General features: G+C 49.1%; 23 protein-coding genes and 1 pseudogene. 1 reads left to right on the top strand and 23 read right to left on the bottom strand.

Annotation, left to right across the window (positions count from 1 at the left end):
• Nucleotides 1-105: 105 nt before the first annotated feature.
• The 18 genes and pseudogenes from C805_RS15290 to C805_RS15210 form a co-directional block, all read right to left on the bottom strand.
• Nucleotides 106-2,350, bottom strand: a pseudogene (locus tag C805_RS15290) (phage/plasmid primase, P4 family).
• Nucleotides 2,347-2,778 carry a DUF7768 domain-containing protein gene (locus C805_RS15285; RefSeq protein ID WP_016214798.1) on the bottom strand — a complete coding sequence of 144 codons (432 nt, stop codon included), beginning with the start codon at nucleotides 2,776-2,778 and terminating at the stop codon, nucleotides 2,347-2,349. Before C805_RS15285 ends, C805_RS15290 begins: the two are co-directional and overlap by 4 nt.
• Nucleotides 2,753-2,950 (bottom strand): hypothetical protein, encoded by a 198-nt coding sequence (locus C805_RS15280; protein WP_016214797.1) that lies wholly within the window; start codon nucleotides 2,948-2,950, stop codon nucleotides 2,753-2,755. The genes C805_RS15285 and C805_RS15280 overlap by 26 nt, the downstream gene beginning before the upstream one ends.
• Nucleotides 2,947-3,276, bottom strand: coding sequence for a hypothetical protein (locus C805_RS15275; protein ID WP_016214796.1), 330 nt, complete (start codon nucleotides 3,274-3,276; stop codon nucleotides 2,947-2,949). Before C805_RS15275 ends, C805_RS15280 begins: the two co-directional genes overlap by 4 nt.
• 10 nt (nucleotides 3,277-3,286) lie before the next feature.
• Nucleotides 3,287-5,215, bottom strand: coding sequence for a DNA polymerase (locus C805_RS15270; protein WP_016214795.1), 1,929 nt, complete (start codon nucleotides 5,213-5,215; stop codon nucleotides 3,287-3,289).
• A 90-nt stretch (nucleotides 5,216-5,305) separates the two neighbouring features.
• Complete coding sequence (locus C805_RS15265) at nucleotides 5,306-5,878, bottom strand: DUF2815 family protein (RefSeq protein ID WP_016214794.1); 573 nt, start codon at nucleotides 5,876-5,878, stop codon at nucleotides 5,306-5,308.
• Nucleotides 5,879-5,894: 16 nt separating this feature from the next.
• The gene (locus tag C805_RS15260; protein WP_016214793.1) at nucleotides 5,895-7,016 is read right to left on the bottom strand and encodes a DUF2800 domain-containing protein; all 1,122 of its coding nucleotides are present in this window, start codon (nucleotides 7,014-7,016) and stop codon (nucleotides 5,895-5,897) included.
• The gene (locus C805_RS15255) at nucleotides 7,016-7,402 is read right to left on the bottom strand and encodes a hypothetical protein (RefSeq protein WP_016214792.1); all 387 of its coding nucleotides are present in this window, start codon (nucleotides 7,400-7,402) and stop codon (nucleotides 7,016-7,018) included. The genes C805_RS15260 and C805_RS15255 overlap by 1 nt, the downstream gene beginning before the upstream one ends.
• Nucleotides 7,377-7,595: a hypothetical protein gene (locus tag C805_RS15250; RefSeq protein ID WP_016214791.1), complete on the bottom strand. Its 219-nt coding sequence runs from the start codon at nucleotides 7,593-7,595 to the stop codon at nucleotides 7,377-7,379. Before C805_RS15250 ends, C805_RS15255 begins: the two co-directional genes overlap by 26 nt.
• An 83-nt stretch (nucleotides 7,596-7,678) precedes the next feature.
• Entirely contained in the window at nucleotides 7,679-8,065 is a 387-nt protein-coding gene (locus tag C805_RS15245; RefSeq protein ID WP_016214790.1) for an RNA polymerase sigma factor, read from the bottom strand.
• 752 nt (nucleotides 8,066-8,817) lie between these two features.
• Nucleotides 8,818-9,258, bottom strand: coding sequence for a winged helix-turn-helix domain-containing protein (locus C805_RS15240; RefSeq protein WP_016214789.1), 441 nt, complete (start codon nucleotides 9,256-9,258; stop codon nucleotides 8,818-8,820).
• A 110-nt stretch (nucleotides 9,259-9,368) separates the two neighbouring features.
• Nucleotides 9,369-9,866 carry a flavin reductase family protein gene (locus C805_RS15235; protein ID WP_016214788.1) on the bottom strand — a complete coding sequence of 166 codons (498 nt, stop codon included), beginning with the start codon at nucleotides 9,864-9,866 and terminating at the stop codon, nucleotides 9,369-9,371.
• A 26-nt stretch (nucleotides 9,867-9,892) separates the two neighbouring features.
• Nucleotides 9,893-10,441 (bottom strand): flavodoxin family protein, encoded by a 549-nt coding sequence (locus C805_RS15230; protein ID WP_016214787.1) that lies wholly within the window; start codon nucleotides 10,439-10,441, stop codon nucleotides 9,893-9,895.
• 10 nt (nucleotides 10,442-10,451) lie between these two features.
• Nucleotides 10,452-10,997: a flavodoxin family protein gene (locus C805_RS15225; RefSeq protein ID WP_016214786.1), complete on the bottom strand. Its 546-nt coding sequence runs from the start codon at nucleotides 10,995-10,997 to the stop codon at nucleotides 10,452-10,454.
• 76 nt (nucleotides 10,998-11,073) lie between these two features.
• A complete protein-coding gene (locus C805_RS25280) occupies nucleotides 11,074-12,186 on the bottom strand; it encodes a flavodoxin (RefSeq protein ID WP_016214785.1) in 1,113 nt (370 codons plus the stop codon).
• Complete coding sequence (locus tag C805_RS15220; protein ID WP_031201090.1) at nucleotides 12,179-13,570, bottom strand: MATE family efflux transporter; 1,392 nt, start codon at nucleotides 13,568-13,570, stop codon at nucleotides 12,179-12,181. The genes C805_RS25280 and C805_RS15220 overlap by 8 nt, the downstream gene beginning before the upstream one ends.
• 88 nt (nucleotides 13,571-13,658) lie before the next feature.
• Nucleotides 13,659-14,042, bottom strand: a complete 384-nt coding sequence (locus tag C805_RS15215; protein WP_016214783.1) for a nuclear transport factor 2 family protein — start codon at nucleotides 14,040-14,042, stop codon at nucleotides 13,659-13,661.
• A 67-nt stretch (nucleotides 14,043-14,109) separates the two neighbouring features.
• Nucleotides 14,110-16,083: an oxidoreductase gene (locus C805_RS15210; RefSeq protein ID WP_016214782.1), complete on the bottom strand. Its 1,974-nt coding sequence runs from the start codon at nucleotides 16,081-16,083 to the stop codon at nucleotides 14,110-14,112.
• Between the two features lie 144 nt (nucleotides 16,084-16,227).
• On the opposite strand from C805_RS15210, the gene C805_RS15205 reads away from it, so the two are divergent.
• On the top strand, nucleotides 16,228-16,560 hold the full coding sequence (locus C805_RS15205) for a winged helix-turn-helix transcriptional regulator (RefSeq protein ID WP_016214781.1): 333 nt from the start codon (nucleotides 16,228-16,230) through the stop codon (nucleotides 16,558-16,560).
• A gap of 478 nt (nucleotides 16,561-17,038) precedes the next feature.
• Here the strand turns inward: C805_RS15205 and C805_RS15200 are convergent, their stop codons facing one another.
• The 5 genes from C805_RS15200 to C805_RS15185 all read right to left on the bottom strand — a co-directional run bounded on the left by C805_RS15200 (nucleotide 17,039) and on the right by C805_RS15185 (nucleotide 19,844).
• Complete coding sequence (locus C805_RS15200) at nucleotides 17,039-17,245, bottom strand: recombinase family protein (RefSeq protein WP_016214780.1); 207 nt, start codon at nucleotides 17,243-17,245, stop codon at nucleotides 17,039-17,041.
• A 121-nt stretch (nucleotides 17,246-17,366) separates the two neighbouring features.
• Nucleotides 17,367-17,573 carry a hypothetical protein gene (locus C805_RS0105545; protein WP_022751164.1) on the bottom strand — a complete coding sequence of 69 codons (207 nt, stop codon included), beginning with the start codon at nucleotides 17,571-17,573 and terminating at the stop codon, nucleotides 17,367-17,369.
• A 192-nt stretch (nucleotides 17,574-17,765) separates the two neighbouring features.
• Complete coding sequence (locus C805_RS15195) at nucleotides 17,766-18,269, bottom strand: RNA polymerase sigma factor (protein WP_016214779.1); 504 nt, start codon at nucleotides 18,267-18,269, stop codon at nucleotides 17,766-17,768.
• Entirely contained in the window at nucleotides 18,262-18,447 is a 186-nt protein-coding gene (locus C805_RS15190; protein WP_016214778.1) for a hypothetical protein, read from the bottom strand. The genes C805_RS15195 and C805_RS15190 overlap by 8 nt, the downstream gene beginning before the upstream one ends.
• On the bottom strand, nucleotides 18,447-19,844 hold the full coding sequence (locus tag C805_RS15185) for a radical SAM/SPASM domain-containing protein (protein WP_016214777.1): 1,398 nt from the start codon (nucleotides 19,842-19,844) through the stop codon (nucleotides 18,447-18,449). Before C805_RS15185 ends, C805_RS15190 begins: the two co-directional genes overlap by 1 nt.
• Nucleotides 19,845-19,882 lie beyond the last annotated feature (38 nt).

Genomic DNA, 19,882 nt, shown 5'->3' with positions numbered 1-19,882 from the left:
CCTAAAACTCCTCTATAAGTGATTTTTTGCTGAAAAAACTGCCCTAAAGGGGGTTTATACCAAGACCTGCACCGACCTGCACCTTTCCCCAAAGCATGGGCTTTCTCAGTCCTCTAAATCTTCCTCCTTTATCCGCAGCCCATACACGATAATGCCGGCCTTCGCCTTCCTTCGGGAAAAGCCGGCAGACTCCAGCGCGTTATAAAAATCGGCCGTGCTTCTGGTGTACTCGCCCGTCCGCATACAGTAGCTGCGGTATTCCTGGTACAGAACGCCGGACTTCTCCCGGTACGTTTTATCGGCCTCGCAGCACTCATGCAGGAAATGCCCAAGCCAGTCATTGTCCTCCCGGTATGATTTGATGGCTTCCTCCACGCAGGCAGGGGAAGGGATGTGGAAGTTCCGGCTGATTGCCTTTTGCGCGCCCTCAATGATCCACTTCATGACAGCCGGAGCCGCCTCCGAAACGAGGAAATCAGCATAATTCTTCACATCCCCTGCGCCCTCTATCCTGGCATGGAAGGGGATCACGATTAAGCGCCGCCACGTCCCAGGGTCATTTGCGCCCACCCTTGGTAGGTGGTTGGTATAAAGCACGAGGGTATGGCTTGGCGTGAAGGAGAACGGGTCCTTATACTTTTTCTCCGCAAAAATCTCATCCGTGGAACACATCTGCTTCACAACGGAAGTGTTCAGGCGCATCCCTTCCTCCAGCTCTGCGGCAATAATGAGCCGCTTGCCCTTCGCCTCGGCAAGTTCCGGCTTCACTCACGTTCCTCTTGCACCCGACCGTAAGTGTGTCGGCGGACATATTCCCGCTGTAGGTGCCAAGCACACGGGCTATCGTGTTCCAGAAGGTGGACTTGCCGTTCCTCCCCTCCCCGTAGGCAATGACCAGCGATTCCATGTAGACGCGCCCCACCGCAGCCATGCCCACGATCTGCTGCACATAATCAATCAGCTCCTGGTCTTTGCAGAAAATAGTGTTTAAAGAATCCTGCCACAGTTTCTCCCCTTTGTCACCGGGAGCTGCCGCCGTTATTTTTGTGATATAGTCCTCCGGGCTGTGGTCACGCTTCCCTTCCAGCCCATCCGGGAGGTAATAGGTGCCGTCCGGCGTGTTCAGCAGAAAGCCGTCTTTATCCAGGTCAGACACGCTGATCTCCAGCATCGGCTTTGCCGCCTGCAGTGCGGAAACCACATACTTCATGTCCCTGCGTTTCATCACGAACGCCTTATATGCCTGGGCAGACAGATACGCAAGGTAGGCGTCCATCTGCCCGCCGCTGATCTTCTTTTCCAGCGACTTGCCGCCGGAGGTGATGGCATCCTCCGAAATGCCGGTGTCCATGAGCGCCTGTTTCGTCCGGGCGATCTCATCCTTCGCGTCCGCAAGCTGGAGGTCTAAAAATTCCTCTGCAGCTCCCACTGCCTGCTGCTTGGACTCCACCCAATACTGCCCGCAGAAACGCAGGTAATCCGTGGCTGCCGTATAGCGCAGCTCCACGCCGTACTCCCTGGTCAGCACCTTCGCCTGCCCGATGTCGGAGTAATCGCCTGGTTTTAAAGACTCTCGCCCGAACTCGTCATTGTACGCATCCGGTGCCACATATCCCTCCTGCCCCTGCACTTTCTCCGCAAACCGGCAGGCGCTCTGCCAGATCATTGCAAGCTCCGCATCTTCCAGGGGCGGATTGCACTTTGCCGCCTCCTCCATGAAAATCTCCTGCGCCCGTTCCGTAGCCCCGTACCGCTTCACCACGCGCCCGGCAAAATGGGACATGGTGGCGTTGCGCTGCCCCTGCGGTATCTCCCTGCCGCCCTGGTGCTTCACGATGCAGTCAATGGTGATCTCGCCCTCGTGCCAAAAGATGGAGTCCGCAGGATGCCCAAAAATGAAACGGGCAGAATCCAGCGCCTTGGCATCGAAGAAAGGGAATTTCTGCTGTATGGCTTTCTTCAAAGCCGCACACGCCTCCCCATCTGTGATTGGATCATGCGGGAAGTACACATGGAACCTCGGCCTTGCGGACTTCCCCTCCTTCGGCTTCATATTGTTCCGGCTCGGCACCACAACAAACGCCACATCCTTCCCGATTTTTTCTTCCAAATCTTCCGGATGAATCCAGTCTGCCGGATTGTCGGAATGGGAATTGTCGCAGTCCATCACGTCCACATCGCAGGAGAGGAAATTGTCCCCGCTCCTGCGGCAGCCCTTGAATTCCGCGCACACATGGTCGAACGCTGCCACCTCCATGCAGTCATCCTCATTGTCAATGACACGCCTGTTGGGATAAAGGCTGTTCTTTGCGTTCCCCCTGCAGTTCGCCGTGTAAAATGTCATTTTCATAATTTACAGACCTCCTCGCAGTTTTCCGTAAAATAGCGGATTGGCATATCCCGCTTCTCCGCTTTCTCAATCTCCGCCGCCATCCCCGTGGATATGGTGCTGCCGAACACCCATAGCTGCTCGCACTTTCCAAGCAGCACCATCCCCATAAACATACCGATTGCCCGCTCCGCAGATTTCCCGTCATCCAAAAACTGCGGAAAGAGCAGGTGCGGGGCGAACGGAATCGCGCCGTTCTTTACCGCAAACCTGCTGTACCGCCTCGCCTTCTGCGTGTTGCCTGACCTGTCCCCGGCAAACGGGGAGCATATATAGACAAGCGGCCGGTATGCCCGCTTTGCCGCCCTTTCCTCCTTCCTGATCCCCGACAGCGCCACATGGCTTGTCGGGTCGCTGTATCCCTCACTGTTGTATCTGCTGATTCCCATAAAATCTACCTCCATCCTGCCTGCGCCGGCCTTCCCGGACTGTGTCCGCAGGCTTGTAAAACGGGCAGTCCCTCCCGCCAAAGTCATTGTCCTTTAAGCAGGTGCAGACGCCTCCCCTGTTTGCGAAACAGTCATTATGCGCCCTGCACCCCTGCATTGCCGCCCTGCTCATCCCTTTCCTCCTCCTGAAATCAATCTGATATTCCCCTCCATCCTTCTGCGGAGGGCTTCCGTCTTGTTGAACTGCGCCCTCCAGTGCCTCCGCTCCGGGGAATCCGCAGGAAGCGCCTCTTCTGTTTCTCTGTACATATCGCAGAGTGCCTTGTACCCGTCCGCCATCTCCCGCAGTTCCGAGAGCAGCTCCGCCCTTGCCTCATCGGTACAGTATGAATTGATGAGCCTTGCGGCCTTCCTCATCGCCGGCATCTTGCAGGGGAAGAACGCCTCCACGTTCAGCTCCATGTATCCCGTCCCGTATTCAATCCGCAGCCGTTCCATCGCACACCCCCTAATCTTTCTGATACCACTCACAAGAATATCCATCTGCCCGGAGCAGCAGCCCCTTTGCCCAGGACGGCGTTCTGCCCATCTGTTCACACACAGCCTCCACGGACATCCTCCTGTCCGCCTCGATGATGATCTCATCGTGGATGTGTCCGACAATCGCACAGTTTTTCAGTGTCTGCATGGCATGGCATAAGATGTCGCGGGCAATACCCTGCACAAGGTTCTCCACAAACTTTGCACCATAGCTTTCCAGACGTTCCCATTTCTTTGTGCCGCCCACACCCATGTAGGTGACGGACTCCCCGCCGAAACGGTTCGCCCCGATACGCGGCTTCACATAGGCGAGCCGTCTGCCCGATGGGAGCGTGGTGAACATCATGCCGCTCTGGTAATCAAACCTGATACCGTGTGTCTCTGTGGGCATCCTCTTTTTGATGCATTCCTTCGCGGCACGATCCACATCCCACCATAGCTGCACGATATTGGGGTTCGCCTCCCGCCAGCTATCCACGAGCGGCTGCAGCTCATCCTCCGTCATCCCTGCTTCCAGTGCGCCCATTGCTTTCAAAGCACCGACTGATCCGCCGTATCCACAGGACAGCGTAGCCTGCTTGCCTTTCTGCCTTAGTTCCGCATTTTCACCATGCTTCTCCACCCTGCAGTGGAACATACGGGCAGCAGTTTCACAGTAAATGTCACCGCCTTTTTCAAACACTTCTGACACCCACCGCTCCCCGGCAAGCCACGCAAGCACCCTCGCCTCAATAGCGGAAAAATCCGCCACGATGAACTTCCTGCCGTTCTGCGGCACAAAAGCCGTGCGGATGAGCTGCGAGAGCGTATCCGGGACATCCTCATACAGCATGGCAAGGGCATCAAAGTCCCCTGCTTTCACAAGCTCCCTTGCCTGGGCCAAATCGGGGATATGGTTCTGAGGCAGATTTTGCAATTGAATAATTCGTCCGCTATACCGGCCGGTCCTATTAGCACCGTAGAAAGCAAACATCCCGTGCGCCCGGCTGTCCGCACACACCGCATTCTCCATCGCCTGGTATTTCTTCACAGAGGACTTGGCAAGCTGCTGCCGGAGCGTCAGCACAGTTTTCAAAGGCTCCGGCGCACCCTCCAGCATTGCGGCCACCGCCTTTTTGTCCAGCGAATCCGTTTCCACCCCGTTCTCCAAAAGCCACCGCTTCATCTGCTGCACGGAATTCGGGTTTTCCAGTTCCGTCAGTTCCTTCATTGCAACCGACAGTTCCGCCTTGGATCGCCCATCCATGGCGATTGCCTGTTTGACCATCTCCATGTCCACCCCGATGCCCCGGTCGTTTATTTCCTGATCCTGCCGGTATTCCTCCCATATGAACTCCGGCACGGGGAATTTGGCAAGCCTCTGCTGTATCTGCATCTCTGCCTCTACATCACGGAGGTTGTATGCCTTGAACCGCTCCCACTTCTCCCTGTCGTGTTCGGGCAGGTTCCGCATCCGGCCGCCGTTTGCCTTGGTCGGCTTGCAGGGTACGCAGAAATACCGGATCAGCTCTTTCCCTTCGGACAGCTTCTGTTTCTCCAGCCCAAGCACCGCGCCCACATCCTCCAGCGACCGCGGGAGGCCGAGGTAAGCCGCCCACACCATCGTGCAGCGCCAGCTCCCAGGCTCGAACCATGTGCCGAAATAATTTGACAGACAGACGCGCTCGAAATTGTTATTGTAACTCCACTTAATGACGGAGTCATCCGAGAGCGCCGCCACGATATCTGCAGGAATTTCCTCACCACAGGCAAGGTCAACCACCCGTACTTCGCCGCTGTCCACGCTGTATCCGAATAAGAGGATGTCAAAATCCGGCGAAGAAGCATACCGGTAAACGCCGCATTTGGTCAGATCCACAGACGAAAATGTTTCCAAGTCGATTCCTAAAGACTTCAATTCCACCAGCTCCTTTCACCGCCTTAAGGGCGGCAGGGAAAAGGAAGATGCCCTCTCCCCGCCACCCGGCAGTGTGTTCCTGTTATGCCGTTAAGACAGGAAATCCTCATCATCCCCGGCATCATCCGCAAAGTCATCCTCCGCACGGGAACGCCCGCCCAAAGGCTCCCCGTCACGGATTTTCTGTAAATTGTTCAGGCCGCAGGCGATTCCCTTATTGCCATTGCTGTTGAAAGCATAGAAATTGATGCTCGCCCTGCCGTACACGCCGCTGTACACCTCGGAATGGTCTAAAATCGGCTGCCGGTCCGCATCCACAATCCCCGGAGCCGTGGAGCTGTTGGCGTTGACGAAATAGGAATCCGCATAGGCTTCATCATCCGGACGCTCCACATCCCCGTCACGCAGCGGGGTCTTCAGCACGGAAAGCGCAGGAACGCTCCTGCCGTTCCCCTTCAGCTTCGCCTCGCCCTCACGGTATGCCGCCTTGATTGCTTCCTCAATCTTGGCAATGGTCTTTTTATCCGACTTCGGGATGATGAGGGAAACAGAAAATTTCGGCGTGCCGCCCTGGATTGCCTTCGCTTCCCATGCGTTGCAGTAGCTCCACCGTGTGTTCGGGCCGGTGATTACCTTTGTTGGATTATTGGCTGTGTTTGACATATGATTTTCCTCCTGACTAATCTTCCTTGAAATCTTCCTGCGCCGTGTTCATCTCCGGGCGCTTGTCGCTCTCCGGGACTAACGCAGGCTTGCCCTGCGGCTTCTCCACAAGGCTCTTTAAAATCTCCGCAAACTTCTTCTTTCCGAGCAGTTTCTCCATGGCGGTAATTCCAAGCAGCTTTGGCTCATACGGGTCGAAGCCCGCCTTCTTCACGGTATCCGCCACAGCGTCCTCATCCGTGTACTTCCGGTTGGAACGGCCCTCAACAATTTTAAATCCGGCATACTTCACGCCGCTTAACGCCTGCTGCAAAGCGAACTCCTTCACGTCTGCCGCCCATGCCGCCAGCTCATCCGCCTTCACGAGGATCGCCGCGATTTCGTCATCCTCCAGCGTGGCGGGCATCTCGAAGTCATACTTTGCAAGCTCCAGGTTGTACTCGGCCCGCTTCCTGCAGGCTGCCTTCGCCTTGCAGAACCTGCAGTGTTCCCCGGCGCAGAACTCGCCCTCCCCGGCATAGGCCAGCTTTGCTTTTTCGGCAAGCTCACCCACCGCCCATATAAGAAGGTCATCCTTCGCCATGGCATACACGCTGACATTCTCCCGGCGCGGCTGGTAAATCGCCATGCGGACGGTGTCAATGTCATAGATGCCGTCGAACAGCTCCAATGCACCCAGGGCATACAGCATCATCTGCGGATTTCCCTCTGCGTAAACCTCCACGCCCTTGCCGTGCTTGTAGTCAATGATATACAAAGTCCCATCTGCGATGATGACGCAGTCGCCGGTGCCGAAGCCTTCCTCCACATACCGGGAGAAGTCCAGCCGCTGCTCAATCAGCACCACCGGGTCTTTGCAGTTTTTCTTGGCCTCCTCCACAAGGGAAAGGACATACTCCGCATAGCCGCAGGCACATTCCTCCATCTCTTCATCGTAGAAGGCAAGCCCCTCTGTAGGGTCTTTCGTTTCCATGCCCAGGGACAGCTTCAGCTTGTGTTCACACAGGCTGTGGGCATCGGTGCCTTGCTGCGCGTATTCGCTGCCCGTATCCTCGTAATTTTCACAGAGCCTTGCCGACGGCGGGCAGGCAAGCCACCGGTGGCTGGAGGATGCGGACAGTAATGCGTGTCTCCCCATCACAACACCTCCGCTTCCGCAAGCAGCGCAGGGTATTCCGCCGGGTCGATCTCTGACAGCTTATCCGCACCGTGCTTATTCAGCAACGCCCTCACTTCCTCCGTGTGTCCGGAGCGGGACTTCTCCGCCAGTACCGCCCGCACTTCCTCCAGCGTCAGCGGCTTCTCCTCCGGCTCCTGCTTTGCCGCCTTCGCATCCTTCTTCGCCATGTTCTTTGCGGATTTCACTGTCTTGCCCGCTTTCCCGGTCTCCTCCGGCTCCTTCGTGGTCGTCATCTCCGCCTCTGCCGCATCGTTGTCCGCCACCGCATCCGCAACGGCCTGCAGGCTGTCTGCAAGGGAACGTAAATCCCCGATGACGTCAAGCAGTAACTTCACTTTTCCCATGTACATTTCCTCCTTCCATGACTTCACTGACTGCCAGCTCCCGGACGGAACCGCCCGGAACGATGATGGTCAGCCTCTGTTTCTCCCCAAAGAGGAAGCGCAGGAAACGCTCCCTCACGGAGACATTGCGGCAGCTCACGATCCCTTCCGCCGCCGGTTCTTTTGAAACACTGATCCTCAATGTGTGCCTCACCTTTCCACCTCCGATTTCTAAAGGGCGGGATTTTATGCCCTTCACTATACGGAGATTTGGAGGCTGTTTTGATGGGGTGTTTTTCAGAAAAATTTTTTAAATTTTTTCCTTCCAGCCTCAACCGACTCATGCACGGTCCTGAAATTCGTGCCTTCCTGCCGTGCGATCTCCCGGATTGACATACCGCCCGCCAGCTTTAACAGCCTCCTCTGCTGCACCTTAGAGAGCTTATGGAAAGCCTCATATACACGTCTGTCCTCTTCCATGGCGGCAAGCATCGCTTCCGGCGTTTCTTCCGTGCCGTACTCCACACCCTCAAACTCCACGGCATCCAGCGAATGGCAGTGATAGCGTTCCTTCCTTGCAAGGTTGTCCTCCAGCCGCCTGTCCTCAATGATGACGGCACCGATGGATTCCTCCACCTTGATTTCCGACACTGTCCCATCTGCAAATTCATATTTAATTTTCACTTTGATTTCCTCCAGTCCTGAAATTTTTGAAAACAGAAAATTCAAGACTGGAAGGCGGCGCACGGGATTGATAAAATGTCAGAAAGAGCCTTTTTCCGACAACGAAAAAACGCACCCGCCGTAAGGCAGGTGCGCTCGTCTTAAAAAAGGTGGTGCATATTGGTGGACTTATGGGGATTGGCAGGGAATATGTCGAATGAAAAAATACCGCAATCCCCTCAAGGACTGCGGTATGTACAGAAAGCATATATTGTTTTGGTATGTAAGGCATGAAGCCTGTCCCTGCCCGTGGTAGATTCATGGCATCCCCTTTCCGGGGATACACAGCATATAATTCAGCCTTTCCCCAACAGCTTGTCAATGGGGAAATTATATAAAATGAAATAGTAGCGAAACGGTAATGAAACGATATCGAAACGATAAAAAAACGCAAGTTACGACACGAAAAATTAACAGAATGTAATCTGACATAAGATGTTATGAAAAGATAAAATATTCTCTCTGAAATAACATAGCAAGTACAAAGAAACAGTCTGATTTTCAGGTTTGGCAGAATAATTTGTGTAAGCAATATTCAACACAACGGCACAATCGCACAAAAAAAGTCCTTAAATTCTCTTGAGTACAAAAATTCCCCCGTGGAATAGCCATATGCACATATACAAATGTGAATATAGTTATTCCACGGGGAAACACTAAAAACAGTAAATTTTATGCGGTTCCAATTCTCAAACCGTCCTATGTAACACTTATTATAATTTTGTTTCAAGGCAATATCCAATACTACGAAAACATCGAATTATAAATGGAGTGTTCGGATATTCCTTATACAATTTTCTCCGCAGACTACGAACATGACAGCCCACTGAATTGTTTTCATTGCCAAGAGAATCTTGCCCCCATAGCTTTTCATAAATTTGTGTATAAGTAAGAACATATCCTTTATTAACTACCAAAAGGCAAAGAAGATCAAATTCCTTTGCCTTTAGTTCAATTTCCTTTCCATAGCAGTAAACCTTTCTACGGCCAGGATAAATTTCCAACTCCGAAAGACACAGAACCTCATCATTGCTTAACCACAGTTCCTCAAAAGCAGGATGGCGATTCACCGCACACACTATTTTTTCAACAGCATCTGAATCCTGCTCATTAAATTCTATTACTATGCGTCCGATGTCATCAACCTCCCTCACACTTTCCTATCTGGTTCATAAAGCCTGTAAAAACCTTGATTATATTACTTTATAATGATTACGCTCTTTACAAACGCGTTATCTATTAACATGATATCGAATCAGCCTCCTTACTTCGCCGGATGCACTTGGGAATACCCATTCCATGCAAACAGGGCTTCCTCCACTTCATTGCCATAAACCTGTTCTACATCACAAATATACAGGTAATGGTCACCAACCTCGTGATATTCTTTCATGCTACATACAATTGCCACACGGCTATGGACAGGAATCTTAATGTCACTGCCCTCTACTTCTGTAAGTTCAATACCAAATTGGGCAACTTTATCCGTATCGCGGCCTGTAGTACTTCCACAGCCCATCACTGCTTCGGCTATTTCTGTACCGGGAATTGTAAGGATAACTTTCTTATTATTCCGTACCATTTCTCCGCTGTAAGAAGTCTTTGCCATAGCATACCCGATCATGTTCGGATTGAAAGAAAGATATGTCCACCAGGACACTGTAGCAAGATTCGTGGAGCCATCCGGCTTTTGTGTGCATACAAGGCTTACCGGATTCGGAGAAGTCAGCTTTGCCGCCTGCGGTAAATTGATTTTATTCATAATTAGCATTTCCTTTCATTGAGTTATCAAATTGATTTTCCAAGCTCGTAGGCTTTTTGAAGTTCTGGTTTCCCTTCAATCTCACCCACATGCCCATTCCCTCCGGCAAGTACAGCCCCAAGGTTTTCCCATTTCAAATGTTCCATCAAATGGTCATAGTAAAGAAGCACATCATCGAAACCATTTCCTTCCGCAGCCATCAGCAGTGCCGAAGCCCTGCCATACCCTCTCAGGAGATTCCCATCGCCTTCCTCTAATGCAAACAGGCGGTCAATGGCAGTCCTAATCTGACCGCTCATATTCCAGTAATACAACGGTGTGGCAAGTACGACCACATCGCATTCTTTTACCGCAGGATAAATTTTATCCATATCATCTCTTTGGACACAAGGGCATTCCCTGCTGCTATGACCGCCAAAGCAGCCCTTGCAGCCATGGATATCCATACCGTCAAGGAAAAATTCTGTAACTGTATTTCCTGCTTCTTTTGCGCCTTTCGTAAATTCTGCTGTCAAAGCTGCTGTATTCCCCGCTTTCCTGGGGCTTCCATTTAGAATCACAATCTTCTTGCCCATATTCCCCTCCTTAAATCTCATCTGCTAAAGCCGCTGCCTTTTTGCAGCCATCCGTCTTGTCAATGTCACCCACATTCAGAACCCCAGGGATCAGAACCTCGCCAACCATTTTCCATTTGTTCAAAGCACACATACGCTCCATGGGGATACGGACTCCATCCATGACCGACATATCCTCTTCCTCGCAACAGGTGATCAGCGCACACTCCTTGCCAGAAATGTCTTTACCGCTTACTACGAAAGAGAATATCCGGTCTATGACACCCTTGATCTGTGCCGGGATAGAGTACCAGTAGACCGGCATCGTGAATACAATAACGTCTGCCTCCAAAATAGCTGGCGCTATCGTATTGAAGTCATCATCAAAGGTACATGCTTTCCCTGTGGAATAGCATGTTTCACAGGCACGGCATCCACCTACCTTTTTCAAGGCGGCATCAAAACGGGTAACTGTATGCCCTTTCTCCTCGGCGGCCTTGATAAACGCATCCGTCATGGCAAAACTGTTACCATTTTTGCGCGGGCTTCCTGTAATAACAACAATTTTCTTACTCATACAACGATTCCTCCTTTTTTCGTCCTTCTTGTTTTTTATAATAAGCCATACCAAAACCTATTCTTTAATCCGGCTTTCATAATCCTTTCAGCCATTCTGTCACCTGCTCCCTGCAATATGGTATATCGCCGCAGTATATCTCCAATGGTTCTTCCACAACTGTCCCGCTGCACACTGCTTTTATGTCCTCTATGCTTCTGCCTGCACCGCCTCCGCCATGGGTCACCACAGGTATGACAGATTTCCCTGAAAAGTCATAACGATTCAGGAACGCCTCTACAGGTTTCGGTATCGTATCCCACCATAATGGGAACACAAGGAATACCAAATCATACCCATCAATATTTTCCGGCATATCCACAAGCTCCGGCAGTTCCTGACGCCCCATTTCCTCACTTGCCGCCGATACAGTATCGGAATAGGAAGACGGGTAATGTTCTTTCGTGTTGATGGAAACAATATCCCCGCCTGCAGCATCCTGTATCATCTGCCCGATCACCTGGCTGTTCCCCAGGAATTCCTTTTTCTCATTGAGCAGCAGGGATGCCCCGGAGACTGCGTCCACACCATCAGCAAAGTCCGTATTGCCAACCCTCGTAAAATATACGGTCAGAATCTTTCTGCCGTTAAAATCTACGCTTTCACCTGAGATAGCCGTTTCCTGATCAACCTCAACTGTCAGAAAATGTCTCTTAACATAGGGCAGCAGCCATACATCCATAAGCACCGCCAGAAGGGAGATCAGTATTACCAGAGCAGCCGGAAGTACCTTATATTTCTTTTGTACGCGGCCAAATGTATGAACCAGTACATGGAACGCAATAAGCACAAATCCGGCCAAAGCTAAAACAGCATGTATCCGTCCAATACCCGCCATATGGATGCCTGTATGGAACAAGTATCTGGAATTGATAATGCCTGTCAACAAAATAGATGCCATATCTGCCGCTAAGGCAAAATTTACAGCAACCGCAATCTTTCTTTTCCTGTTATAAATACCTTTCTTTATCGCTTTATACCACTTTATGTTGATGATATTATGAATTATGGTCATTGCAATAAATACAATGCCAGCCACCTCATGGAAGGGAGCGCCTGTAAAGGAATACCCCAATAATGCTATAAACAGCAATCCCAATATGATATCAATGGCTTTTTTTACCCTGCCTGTGGCATTATATTTATCCATGTCTGACCATCCTTTCTTTACTCAATTCACGCCTTATTCTGGGATTGATTGCACCCCAAAACAATATCAGGCTGAATAAAGCACCCACCGCATCTGATATCGTCCCTGCATAAAAAACATATCGTATATCCAGAAACAACGGCAGAATGCAAAGGCATATCATATATACAATTTTACGAAACAGCGACAACGGAAGCGCATATTTGACCTTTCCCATTGCAGTCAGACCATCTACCAAGGCATACTGTACTGCAATACCAAGCAATGCAAACGTATACATACGGATACTGCCCGCGGTCAACTGTATTGTGCCTGACTCCTTCAAGAAAAATCCTGCAAACACCTCCGGTAATACCTGCACTGCAATTCCCAATGTTCCGATGTATACTCCGCATAATAAAAACACATAAAGGAAAGCCTGCCGGATCTTTGTATCATTTCCTGCCCCATAGTGAAAACTGAATATCGTTCCGCATCCTGTCGTGATCCCCTGTGCAGGACAGGCTACTATCGTCATAAAACTCTGGATAACCGTAGCACAGGTAATCAATAAATCCCCCTGCGAATCTCCGCCGTATTTCCGTAACGAAGTATTTAGAAAAATAATGATCAGGTTATCCAATATCGTAATCATGAATGACATGCATCCTATGGACAAGATTCTAAGTACAATCTTCTTTTGCAGCCTGCTTGGGCACAGGCGTACCGGAATAATCCTGCTGCGCAGAAAACAGATTACATAAACACAAGTACAGCATTGTGCAATAACAGTTCCCCATGCTGCACCCGCAATCCCCATACTGCACCCAAAAATCAGGATAGGGTCAAGAACCACATTTACCACAGCTCCAAGTGCCACTGAAAACATGCCCTGCCTTGCAAACCCCTGTGCCAGAATAAACTGGTTCATCCCACATCCAAGAAGCGATGCAAAAGTCCCGCAGACATATATTGTAAAATAAGTTTCTGCGTAAGGGTACATATCTTTGCTGCTGCCCAGCAAGTATAGTATTTTTTCCCGGTTCAGTAAAAGCAGGGGAGTTACTGCCGCCGATATAACTAAAATCATAAAAAAGGCATTTCCAATGATCTCCCGCGCCCTGCGCTCCTCTTTCCGCCCAAGGCTGATGCTCATATAAGAAGCCCCGCCAATCCCTACCATAAATGCAAAAGCCGTCAGGGCTGTCAATGCCGGCGCACAAACACCGATACTCGCAAGGCAGAGGCTTCCTGTTTCCGGTATTTTACCAATAAAAATGCGGTCTACAATGTTATATAAAATATTAAAAAGCTGACCGAACATTGCAGGAATCCCTAAACGGATGACCAAACGGCTTACGGGCGTCTCCTCCAACAATTCCTGCGTGGTTTTAAATCCAGACATATACAGCCACCTATAAAAGAACAGGCAAGGCTGCATTTCCGGCATACCCGCCTGTTCTCCACTTTCTCCACTGTTCTACTTGTGACGGTTATTTCTGAATGGTATCGGAATTCTGGTTATATGCCTTTGCAACGCATTTCCATTCGCCATCCATCTTCAACAGAAGCAGCACATCCGTAAAGTCAATGCGGTTGCCCCAGCCTTCTTCCAGCACACGTACAACAGCCAGGGATTCCTCAACCATCAGGACGTCCACACGAGCCTTGAAATTATCGCCGCCGGGTACGGTATCCACATTGTGGTAGAACTGATCAATAGAGCCATGCTCCAGCTTACCGTCCAGATAGCCGAACAAAACAGCTTCATCCGTGAACAGCTCCTTTGCATATGTGCTGTTTCCCTCGGCAACACTCTTGACAAACTTCATTGCAGCAGCCTCTACTGCCTGATATTCCTTTAATTCTGCTCTCATTGTAATAGCCTCCTTAAATTTTTTTGACATTATATAAAGCATTCTGCCTCATACCATAATGAATAGATTAAATATTGTTCCCTACTTCATAGCCGTCCCATACAGCATGAAGGATCGTGCTGACCTTCTGACCATCGCCAATCTCATAAACGGCAGCACCGCATCCTTGGAGCTCCTGCGCCATGGATGGAACTGGACGGAAACCGACTGCGATCACAACCGAATCTGCATCAAATGCCTTTTTCTGACCATCGCTCTCCAGAATAACCCTGCCATCTTCCACAGCAGAAAGACGGTGGTTCTCCAATACAGCCACATGATGATGTTCAAACAGATCCGGGATCATCTGGCCATTTGGAATCGGGGATGGGATACCTGCCGACAAAATCTTAGGCAGGGCTTCCACAACCGTAACCTCTTTGCCGTCCTGTGCATATTCTAATGCCATTTCACAGCCAACCAGACCGCCTCCGATTACCATGACTTTTTGCCCGACTTTTTCCGGATGTGCAAATGCTTCCATACAGTCAATTACCTTTTTATCATCTATTCCCGGCACTTTCGGCGTGACAGGGACGGAACCTGCTGCCACAATGATCACATCTGCATCCATATTGCGGAGCTGGTCAGCAGTAACAGCTTCCCCGGTATGGATCTCCACAGGCAGTACCTTTAATTCATTCTGATACCACGCATTTAATTCCCGTACCTCTTTTTTGAAGCTGTGGGAGCCGCCAGGAATCAGATTGCCGCCCAGAGACTCATTCTTTTCATACAAAGAAACTTTATGTCCACGCATGGCTGCGGTTCTGGCAGCCTCCATACCGGCAACACCGCCGCCCACGACCACAACCTTTTTCGGCTGTACGCAGGGACGGAGTGCATACCTCACTTCCCGCATTGCTGCCGGGTTTACTGCACAGGTAGGCTGTTTTCCCTGCTGGAGCCTTGTGATACACCCCTGATTGCAGGCAATGCAGGGACGGATCTTCTCCGTATGTCCGGTCAGCACCTTGTTTGGATACTCCGGATCTGCTAAAGCAGCACGCCCAAGGACAACTGCATCAATCTTACCATCCCGTATCGCCTTTTCCGCAATATCTGCTTCATTCATGCGGCCGCCTGCCAGAATCGGGATATTAACGGCTTCTTTTGCCTTCGCTGCCAGTTCCACCAGATACCCTTTCGGCATATACATAGGCGGGCAGGCATAGTAGAAGGAATCGTAAATACCTGTATCTACATTCAGACAGTCATAGCCATAGGATTCCAGCAGCTTCGCTATCTCAATCCCTTCTTCCAGTGTACGGCCAATTTCCTCCTCACCAGTCAAACTTGCCTGCTCAAATCCTTTTACAAAGGTTTTCAGTCCAAGACGCATACTGACTGGAAAATCACTGCCGCATTCCTGCTTAATACCTTCCAGAATTTCCTTTGCCGCCCGTAAACGGTTTTCCAGGCTGCCGCCATATTCATCAGTGCGGTGGTTCATCATGGACAGGGCAAACTGGTCAAGCAAATACCCCCAGTGGATGGAATGAACCTCTACGCCAGAGAAACCCGAATCCTTTGCAATTTTAGATGCCTTTACAACGGACTCAATTTTAGATTTGATCTGGTCACGGGTCAGTTCCGGTGAAACTTCCCCCGGATGCCGGAAAACATGTACAGAAGACGGTGCCGGAAGATTGGGGTAATTCCGCCCAAGTCCCATAGTAATCTGAGCAAACACCTTCGTACCGTAAGCACCGACCCGCTCATTTAGTTCTGTTGCTGTCATCTTAAATGCATCTGGATTCTGCAAGATTGTGGGCCCAACCCCGGTATACGGGTCAACGGTTCCATCGGCTGCGATTGCCCCGGTAAAAATCAGGCCAAAGCCACCTTTCGCCCTCTCTACAAGATATTGTATCGTTTCGTCTTTCAGACCACCTCCCGGAAGATGGTGCTGTCCGCCGCCAATTGGCGCCATACAAAACCTATTCTTAATGGTCAGTCTGCCAATCTGAAGCGGCTTTCCTAAATACTCATAGTTCTGCATGTCTGTGCCTCCTTTACCTGCAGGATTGACTTTTCCTGCTGTTGATATTATAATTATAGCAAGAATAAAACAGAAAACAAGTACGCACCTTTAAGTGCGATACTAACACGAAAGTTATATACTTACCTAAAGGAGAGTGTAAAAATGGGCGAACGCTGCATATCACAAGAATGCCTGGAAACAACAGGTTTTAGCTACACATTATCCCTCATCAATGGGAAATACAAAATGACAATTCTTTATACGCTTATGGAATTTGGTATTGTCCGGTTTAATGAAATGAAAAAATATATTGGGGAAATTTCTTATAAGACGCTTAGTTCTACCTTAAAGGAATTGGAAGCAGATCAGTTAGTACACAGAAAAGAATATCCCCAGATTCCCCCAAAGGTAGAATACAGCCTTACAGAGCGCGGAAAATCTTTAATACCAATTCTTGATGGAATGTGCGAATGGGGAGACAAAAATAGACTATAACCGCACTTAAACTTATACCCAATCCTACATTAAAATGACTGGGATTCAAATTCAATAGTAGGAAGGATTTATTCACCTACACCACGTTTCTTCTGAACAGTCCTAAATTAGTAAGGCTTTCGTTTTCATCTGATATAGCGAAAGCCTTTATTGCCGCTTTTTTCTTTCAAATATCCTATGCCTACTAATCAAAATAACGTACCTACATATCATTCTGCTTTTCTAAAAGTCTGATTCTATTTCTTTTTTTATTCACACTATAAGATACAAATAAAACATTTTGATTTTGCCTTTAGGGGGTTCAAATTTTTAGAAACAGAGGGTTCAAATTTCTGTGGGGAGGGTTCATTTACACCCTTACTTCCACACAACCATAAGATTATGCAAAAAAATAAAGAGCCTTCGGTCACATCCAATGTGCCGAAAGCCCTTTATTTCTGCGGTTTATCCGATATTCTGTTCTTTCCCTTTGTATCAATTAAGCGAGTTTTATTTCTGCGAACACTTCATAAAGCTCCCAGTCGGGATTACGCTCTATATATTGTCTGAAATAACGCTGTTGGCTTTCAAACGAATTTGCCTGGTCTTCGTTGTCCGTAGATACTCGGCAATATGCGGCAACCTTTCTTTTTGTGTGCTGTATTTTTCTTTCCTGATTTAGTGTTTCGTATTTATCTATTGACATAAGAATATCTCCTTTCCTTAATTTTTCCCGTTTTTACAGGGCATAAAGGTATACCCTTGCGGTGTATGTCGAACCGCACTGCTTCTATTATTTCATTTGACTATGTAAAAACGTCAAGCGGTTATGCCTGACGTTGCTTTTTCTGATTTATACGATATTGTTTTTCAAGCTCAAGCAAACAGCGTTCTCTCTGTGAAGCGGTCAATAAATTCCGTTTTTCCAATGATAAAAGGATTGACTTTTGAAAATTCATAAGAAATGCTGCGTGTTCCTGCTCATTCAATTCCGGAACAGGCTCGCCGACATAAATAAATTCTCTATGTTTCAATACAGGCAACACCTCCCTCATTCACAATGTATGAGAGAATGATTGTACCATATAACTTCATATCACAAAATTCTGGCGTATGTGGTGATTTAGCCATAAAAACACCTCCCAGGCAGATTTTGGTTATTTCCATTGTCTGCTTAAGAGGTATTATATCAGCTAAGACTGCCTGAATTATCAATAGCATGTTTGTCAGGATGTTTCATCATATATTATTTCGCGCAGAACTTTCAAAGCCTTTGTGTGAAGCAGCTTTACATAACTGTATGAAATATCCATTATTTCTGCGATACTTTTCAATGTTTTCCCGCTATAATAGTGCAGGATAATAATATCGCGCTCCCGCCGGGAGAGTTGTTCGAGGGCGTCCGCAAGACTATTGAGCGTTTCCTCGTTAAGCATTTCCTCATCAATGTTTCCCTCAAAGCAAAGTTCCTCCGGCAGCCCGCAAACAGACTTCGCCGTCCGATAATAGTCGATAACGGTATTCTGCGTTATCCTGTAGATCCATGTTGACAGGGAAGCCTTTGTCTCATCAAATCCCGAAAACCCCTTAAATACTTTGACGAACACGTCCGAGATCAAATCCTCTGCGTCGTGTTCGTTCGGTATTTTCCCATATATATATCGCGCCACCTTATCCTTAAACCTGGCATAAATCTGCTCAAATTCGGTGTTTTTGTGCAGTTCAATCATCGGAATTATCCTCCCGGCTTTCAAACGGGACAAATTCGCCCGCGGCATTCACCTGTTCCAGTTCTTCATCTGAAAGCGTCTCGCCGTAACGTTTCTCAGTTTCATCCTTCATTTCGGCAAGACGCAGATTTTCCGAAAATTTCTGAAAGTCAAACAGCCGCCGTAATTCCTCTTCCATCATTCGCCCTCCATAGGCGCCACATTTTTCCACCCCCGCAGCGTTTCCTCGATTTTCCTGTGCCAACCTTTTTGGAAAAACAGACATTTTGCAGGATCAATGCCAAATTTATCACCTGTAATCGCCAGTGCCAGCGCGCGGCAGCCACCCCCGCAGTGTTTGAAATAAGGACACACCGCGCAGGTTTCATTGTGCTCTGACAACTGCCCCAGTGTAGTGCAGACCTCCCTCAGATATCTCCCTTCTTGCAGAATTGTCTGCAATCCCTCTTTTTTAACATTGCCCAGGAAATTATTCTTCGCGCTAAAATACCCTGACATCTGCATACAAGGGTAAACATTTCCGTCTGCCGCAACCGCAACCATCCCTCTGTTCCCACGGCATACGGGCATACTGTCCCGGTACTCTCCTGCAGTGTATTCAACGGGGCGCAGGCGGTAAGATTCTGTTCGTGGAAACACTGTAAGAAACTGCCATATATCTATGATCATATTGTGTTTCTTTTTAACATATCTGTCGGCAAATTCCAACATACTTTCGTAATATTCCTCAACCTCCAGGCAGGAACCATCTGCATTTTCCTTCCAGCGCGGCGATTCTGAAGTGCGGATCACCCTCATTTCGTCCACACCCATTTCGTCTAACATTTCCGCTGTAGGCAACATGGATTCGATATTGAGCCGATGAACGTTCGTCTGCACTTTTACACGAAAACCCTTCTCCACGCACAGGCGAATTGCCAAAAGCGCGTCCGTCTCCGCCCCCTTGCGGTTTCTGAGCCAGTCGTGATGCCCGATTCCATCAAAGGATATTTTAATCAGCGGATTACAGCCGATTTTCCTGAATTGCTCCAATGCTGTCCCGTCAAGGAAAGAACCATTCGTGTTCAGATCCTCAAGGTGCATTCCGTGTGCATAAATACTCTCCACAATCTCAAAAAAATTCTTATGGAGCATAGGCTCGCCGCCTGTAATCGTAAAAGCATTGATTCCACACTTTTGCGCCTGCTCAATCAGCCTGTTTGCTTCCTCAGGCGTCCACTCATTCATTATGGGAGCGTTATCGGCAGCGTTGAAGCAGTGCAGGCAGTTATAATTACATTTCCCTGTTATCATCCAGCTGATTGCAGGAAAATAGCGGTTGTCACAGTCGAGGTGTTTTTGCCATTCAGACAGGTTACTCTCATCCTTTGCAGGAGCAATAAATCCCATATCCAAAAATTTTTCCGCAAGCGGCAGTTCTCCCTCAAGCTCCGTTTTACCGTCGCACTTCAAAAGGAATTCAAACTCTTCCTTTTTCAATCCTTTCGCGTAACGGACGCCCTTTCTGTAATATGCGTACGGCACCAGCCGCCATGAGCGCAGGGCGATGTCTGGATTTAATATGTACCGGCTCATCTCAATTCACTCCTTAACATTATTTGCGGAAACTGCCG

Origin of the sequence: Eubacterium sp. 14-2 (assembly GCF_000403845.2) — a bacterium.
Lineage (GTDB): Bacteria > Bacillota > Clostridia > Lachnospirales > Lachnospiraceae > Petralouisia.
The sequence above is the reverse complement of the archived record's forward strand: the minus strand, read 5'-3'. Positions and strand labels throughout refer to the sequence as shown.